This window comes from Synechococcus sp. (assembly GCF_982614295.1).
In genome coordinates this window covers 1-5998 of sequence record NZ_CEXBMR010000070.1, presented here as the reverse complement: position 1 = coordinate 5998, position 5998 = coordinate 1, and the positions used below count along the sequence as shown (strand labels likewise).

Sequence of the window (5998 nt, the reverse complement as noted above, 5' to 3'; positions counted from 1 at the left end):
AGGTGAAAGCCGATAAAGCCGGCGGCGCCGGTAACTAAACAAGTCATACGGTTGATCAAGCTCCTCGAGCGCTGCCAGGTCAAACTAGCTGCAGTTCTTTAGCAACCCATTGAAATGGCTCGCTTATTGCTCACCGGCGGAGCGGGCTTTATCGGTAGCCACACCGCTTTAGTGCTGCTGCAAGCCGGCCACCACTTGGTAGTGCTTGATGATTTCCGCAACAGCAACCCAGAAGCGCTTAAACGGGTGGAGCAGCTCAGCGGTAAGCAAATAACGCTGGTGGCTGGCAATTTGAATGATCCCGCTTGTTTAGAGCGCTTATTTAAAGGTGGGCCCTATGGCCTCAGTGGTTCTTTTGATGCGGTGATTCATTTCGCAGGCCTAAAGGCCGTTGCTGAATCCGTTAACCATCCCCTGCTCTATTGGCAAGTGAATCTGGAAGGCACCCGCCTGCTGCTTGCTGCAATGGCAGCGGCCGGATGTTTCAGCTTGGTTTTCAGCAGTAGCGCCACTCTTTATGGCATGCCAAACCAGGTGCCAATTCCAGAATCCGCCCAGATCCAACCGATCAATCCCTATGGCCACAGCAAAGCTGCAGCCGAACAACTTTTAGCTGATCTTGCAGGCAGTAGCTCCTGTTGGCGGATCGCCCGCTTGCGTTATTTCAACCCCGTTGGCGCCCATCCCAGCGGCCTTATCGGGGAAGACCCAGCTGGTATCCCAAATAATCTTTTTCCTTTTGTAAGCCAGGTAGCCGTTGGCAAACGGCCCGAATTACTGATATTTGGTGATGATTGGCCCACTATTGATGGCACTGGTGTTCGCGACTACATCCATGTGATGGATTTAGCGGAAGGTCATGCGGCTGCCCTTGAGGTGTTGCTTGCAGGGGCGCCTCAACTGCTCACCCTCAACCTCGGCAGCGGGGAAGGCCATTCTGTTTTGCAAGTGCTAAAGGGTTTTGAGCAGGCCTGCGGGCGTGAACTGCCCTATCGAATTGTGGATCGCCGCCCTGGCGATGCAGCAATCACCGTGGCTGATCCCAGCCTTGCCAAAGCTTTATTGGGCTGGCGCACAAAACGCAACCTGGCCCAAATCTGCACTGATGGTTGGGCCTGGCAAGCGGCAAATCCCAATGGTTATCGATGAGTGAGCTGCTGCTTGCAGGTGGCGGCCATTGCCATGCCCTATTGCTGCAGCGTTGGGCGCTGGCACCCCGCAGCCGCCCTGCAGTAGCGGCAATCACCCTGGTAAGTCGCCAAGGCAGCAGCCTTTATTCAGGCCTGGTGCCCCAATTATTTGCCGCACAAATCACGTTGGAGGCTTGCCAGATAGATCTACGCCGCCTTTGCCTAGCAGCCCAAGTGGCATTTGTGGAAGCGGAAATCAGCGGCCTTGATATAGATCGCCAAGAATTACACCTACATAGTTGCGATGGCACTGCACGCCCAGCTCTGCCTTACCGCTGGCTCAGCCTCAACCTTGGTGCTGAAATCACCGCTTCCACTACCCCAGCAACAATTGATGCAACAAGGCAGCTACCAATCAAGCCCCTAGAGCCGGTGCTTGCCGCCCTTGAAGCTTTAACCCCCGGCGATTTAGTGCAACTGATCGGTAGTGGTGCTGCTGCCATTGAACTTGGCTTTGGCCTCAGTTGGCGCGGCCTCAAAGTGCAGCTGTTTGTTAAAGCCAGTTGCCGCCCTTATTGGGGCCGGTTTGCAGCAGCATTAAATGCTGCAGGGGTGGAATTAAAAGTTGATACCACCGCTGGGCCCGCCGATTTGCGGCTTTTATGCACCGGTAGCCGCGGCCCCCAATGGCTCAAAAACTCAGGTTTAAGCCTTGATGCCAATGGCCGTATTTACACAAATACCCAGCTACAGGTGCGCGGCATGCCTCAATTATTTGCCAGTGGTGATTGCGCTGTAATTAGCGATAAAGCAAGGCCCGCCAGTGGCGTATGGGCCGTGCGGGCAGCGCCCACCCTGGCCGCAAATCTGCGCCGCGCCGCCCTTGACAAACCACTACGCCAATGGCAACCGCAAAAACATGCTTTACAGCTACTTGGCAATAGCAGAGGTGCTGCCTATGGCGAATGGGGGCCATTGCATTGGGGGCCAAACCGCTGGAGTTGGCTCCTAAAGCAACACCTAGATAAACGTTTTATGGCGATGCTGCAGCAACAAGCAGCAGCGATGCAAGAGGGCCTGCAGCGCAATGAAATGGCCTGCAGCGGTTGCGCCGCAAAATTAGCGGCGCAACCTTTAAGCAATGCGCTACAGCGATTAGGGCAACCGCGCGGCGTTGAAGATGCCGCCGCTTTGGGGGATCCCATTGCTGGTGTGCAATGGCTGCAAAGTATTGATGGCTTTCCGGCCCTTGTGGCTGATCCCTGGCTTAACGCACGGCTCACCGCTCTACATGCCTGTTCTGATCTCTGGGCCAGTGGCGCCCAGCTCCATAGCGCCCAGGTATTTATCCAGCTGCCCCGCTGCGATGCCGCTATGCAGGAAAACCTGCTGTTGCAAAGCCTGGCGGGTATTAAAAGTGTGCTGGAACCATTGGGGGCAGAGCTATTAGGGGGCCACAGCCTGCAGGATTTAGAGCCGCCAAAACTGAATAAACCCCTCAGCCAGCAATTACTGCTGGCTTTAAGCCTCAACGGCCAAGCCCCCAGCCAGCGCATGTTGCGTAAAGGACCATTACACGCAGGTGATGTGTTGCTACTAAGCCGGCCTCTTGGCACAGGGGTGCTGTTTGCTGCTGCAAATGCAGGAGCCGCAAAAGCGCACTGGATCGCTGGAGCCTTGGCCTTGATGCAACAAAGCCAAGCTGATCTTGTGCCCCTGCTCGCCGCCCATGGCTGCCATGCCTGCACTGATATCACGGGCTTTGCTCTACTTGGCCACCTCGGCGAAATGTTGGACCTATCCCCCGGGGTGCAAGTTAATTCCGAAAACAAACTGATGGCGCTGCCAGCCTTAGCTGGGGCATTAGAGCTGTTGGGGCAGGGCTACCAAAGCAGCCTTGCCCCTAGTAATGCTGCTGTTTTAAAGCAATGGCCAGCCCTGTTGGCACGAGAAACGGAAGCAGCAGTGCAGCTATTGCTTGATCCCCAAACCTGCGGCCCGTTGATAGCAGCGATCCCAGCAGCACAAGCGCAAAACTGCCTTGCGGCAATGCAAATGGCTGGTTTTAAGCAAGCTGCCGTAATTGCAACGGTTGAAAATGCAATTGTTGAAAGAGCAAGTGTTAAAAAGTAATTTAAGGGGTATCTAAAGCTTCTACAAGTTCTAGAACAGCTGCAGCCGTAGAAATCGCCTGATTTGCATCAGCTGGCTCAAATAATTCCGCAGCTGGTGTGGCTTCAATAGGATATCTACTAGCAGCTGCCAATCGGCTGAGGCTTGATAATGGTAATGAATCAAATGCCTCTACGTTACAACCAAGTTGTTTTAGCTGTTTAATTAATTCCCCTAATACGTGTGTATATGCTGGCTCCGCACCCAACTCCAAAATCAAACCTTTAAGTGCCTTTTCTGCCGCTTGGGAAGCAAAGTAACAGGCTTGGCAGTTATAACCGTTATCTCGGGTAAGCTTCGCTACCTCAAGATCATCTTTGGCTTGCTTAAACCAAGCTTGCGGCCTTGAATTCATAGTTTTTAACCTGCTAGCAGCTGCGCTTGAGACTTAATTGCTCGCCAATAAGGAGAAGATTTCTCCCCAATAGCTTGCCAATATTCAATGCTTATTGCAATTACATCATCACCAACCAAACCAGCCCGCAAGTGATCAGCTTGCTTTTCTGCAAGTTCTTGAGTGGCTGCAACTGCTAATAAATCAGTATCGGAAAAGCCATCCCAATCCCCCCGGGCACGGGAACCAAAAAGATAAACAACACAACTTGGCAACAAGCGTTCAGCTACCTCAGCCCGCAGCTGCTGAAGCCACAACTGATGCCTGCTGCGCCTTAGGCACTCCACTGCAGATAGCTTTTCCAGGTTGGTCATAGGTTCAGGTTATCGGGCTTGCCGTTTGATGCTGAAACGTTGCTTCTGGCCATTACTCGCCTTGCTGTGGCTCATCAGCAGCGGTTTAGATCGGCTCTGGTTGCACCTGGATCAACGATTGCCCGCCTGGGATCAAGCGGATTATTTAAATAGCGCTCTAGACCATGGCCGCGCCCTGGGTTTAATCGAAGGCGGCAGCTGGCAGGGCTGGCAGGCATTACTGGATTTATCACCAAAAATCCCGCCGCTGGCCTCCTTAGTAAATGGCAGCGTGATCTCCATTGCTGGTGATGCACCAGATCAAGCCGCTTGGGCCTTGAGCTTGTGGTTTGGCTTGCTGCTGCTGGCAGTAGCGCTATGGGGCAGGCAGCTTGGCGGTGAAGCATTGGGGCTGATGGCTGCTTTGCTTTGCTGCCTGATGCCCCTGCTGGCGGAATTAAGGGTTGACTTTGTTTTAGAAATCCCCGTATGCGCCAGTTGCACCTGGGCCCTGTGGCTGCTGGGGCGTTGGCTGCAACCTCAACTAAAAACCGCTAGCTGGTGGCAAGCGCTACAGGCTGCTGTAGCTGTAAGCGCGGCTCTATTAATAAAACAAAGTTCCCTGTTGGTGCTGCTGCCAGCACTTGCATGGGCAAGCGTTAGTGCTTTGCGGCAGGGGCGCGGCAGGCGTTTGCAGTTGCTGGCGGCATTTGCGCTGGTGCTGGCCCTACTGCAGCCATGGCTGCAGCACAATTTAATTACCACCTTGGGTGGCACCCAAAGGGCCACTTTGGAATCAGCTGCCCGCGAAGGTGATCCCAATGCAAGCAGCTTGGCAGGGTGGTTTTGGTATCCAAAGCGGTTGCCGACCCTTGCGGGTGAGCTGCCTTTAGTTGGCGGAATAGTTGGTTTAGTTGTTGCAGCTTGGCGCCGGTATAAAGCCAAAAAAGCTTGGCATTTGCCAAATCAGCAATGGTGCTGGCTGCTGGGTTCAATGGCCGCCGGGGCGCTGCTCACAGTGCTTAGCCCCAACAAAGACCCCCGCTACTTAGCGCCGTTAATGCCACTGCTGGCAATAGTGCTTGCCAGGGGCTGGCTGGCACTGCCGTGGCCCCTATTAGGGCTTGGCATATTTGCTGCAAGTGGCTTTTCGCTAAATGCAAGGGCGAATGCAATCGAGCGGCAAGGCACACCAGCTGAACCACTAGAGGCAATCGTTCGTTATGTGCAAGCTAAAAATCCGAAATCGGCGCGCACCTTGATCGTGGTGCCAAGCACCGGCAGCTTTAACCAACACAACGTGAGCTATTTCGGCCGCCGCGCTGGCGCTCAATTGGTGGGGCGTCAATTAGGTAATAACCATGCCCATATCCCGGCTGCTCTAGCAAGCGCTGAGCAGGTGCTGCTAGGCACTGGTTATCAAGGAGCCGTGGGGGCAGAGGTGGAAATTTTTAATCAGGCGATTCGGCAAAGCGGCATTTTCAAACTGCAAAAAAGCTGGCCAAAACCGCTTGGTGGAAATTTTGAATTGTGGGAGCGTAAACAAACAGCACCAAAACCCCTCAGCTTTGCTGCTGAATTTCCTGAACTCGCCGCTGGTTTAGCCGAGGGCCCCAAGGGCTTAACTCCCTTATTTGAAGCGATCGGTACGCAACATCAAGTTGATGGCCACCGCTCCTATCAAAAAATTGTGCGTCAAAATGCCAATTATCAACTTGCTAAAAATCCAAATAATCAAAAGGCTCTTTGGAGCATGGCTTTGCTTGGCGTATTAGAAAACCGCGCCCTAGAAGCAGAGCGTTGGTTTGCAAGGCTTGAGCAGCTAAATCCCCAAACCCCCTGGCCAGCTGCCTACCGGGCGGTAGTGCTTAATGCAGCTTGGCAACCATGGCGGGCAAAGGCGGTGGCGGACGCAGGCCAATTGCGCAACACCAACCTTGTGCTGAAGGGCTTAGGAGATCTCAGTGGCGTTCTTGCTGGCGAAATTTGGCGTTTTAATCAGGCGCGCC

The 5998-nt window shown here is 53.9% G+C and carries 5 protein-coding genes; 3 read left to right on the top strand and 2 right to left on the bottom strand.

The genetic code is table 11. The features are described from left to right. Window positions 1-114: 114 nt before the first annotated feature. Entirely contained in the window at window positions 115-1149 is a 1035-nt protein-coding gene (gene galE, locus AC2JC8_RS09545) for a UDP-glucose 4-epimerase GalE (protein WP_484594616.1), read from the top strand. After that, window positions 1146-3263, top strand: coding sequence for a selenide, water dikinase SelD (gene selD / locus AC2JC8_RS09540; RefSeq protein ID WP_484594615.1), 2118 nt, complete (start codon window positions 1146-1148; stop codon window positions 3261-3263). Before galE ends, selD begins: the two co-directional genes overlap by 4 nt. 1 nt (window position 3264) lies before the next feature. Here selD and AC2JC8_RS09535 read toward each other — a convergent pair whose 3' ends face one another. Further along, the gene (locus tag AC2JC8_RS09535; protein ID WP_484420389.1) at window positions 3265-3657 is read right to left on the bottom strand and encodes a HEPN domain-containing protein; all 393 of its coding nucleotides are present in this window, start codon (window positions 3655-3657) and stop codon (window positions 3265-3267) included. 5 nt (window positions 3658-3662) lie between these two features. Next, window positions 3663-4010, bottom strand: a complete 348-nt coding sequence (locus tag AC2JC8_RS09530; protein WP_484420388.1) for a nucleotidyltransferase domain-containing protein — start codon at window positions 4008-4010, stop codon at window positions 3663-3665. Between the two features lie 28 nt (window positions 4011-4038). Between AC2JC8_RS09530 and AC2JC8_RS09525 the strand changes: the two genes are divergently transcribed. Continuing rightward, window positions 4039-5998: glycosyltransferase family 39 protein (locus AC2JC8_RS09525; protein WP_484594614.1), on the top strand; the 1960-nt coding region annotated here is incomplete at its 3' end.

Excerpts from the sequence above, each read along its gene's own strand:
- galE (WP_484594616.1), top strand. The coding sequence starts at position 115 with ATGGCTCGCTTATTGCTCACCGGCGGAGCGGGCTTTATCGGTAGCCAC.
- selD (WP_484594615.1), top strand. The coding sequence starts at position 1,146 with ATGAGTGAGCTGCTGCTTGCAGGTGGCGGCCATTGCCATGCCCTATTG.
- AC2JC8_RS09535 (WP_484420389.1), bottom strand. The coding sequence starts at position 3,657 with ATGAATTCAAGGCCGCAAGCTTGGTTTAAGCAAGCCAAAGATGATCTT.
- AC2JC8_RS09530 (WP_484420388.1), bottom strand. The coding sequence starts at position 4,010 with ATGACCAACCTGGAAAAGCTATCTGCAGTGGAGTGCCTAAGGCGCAGC.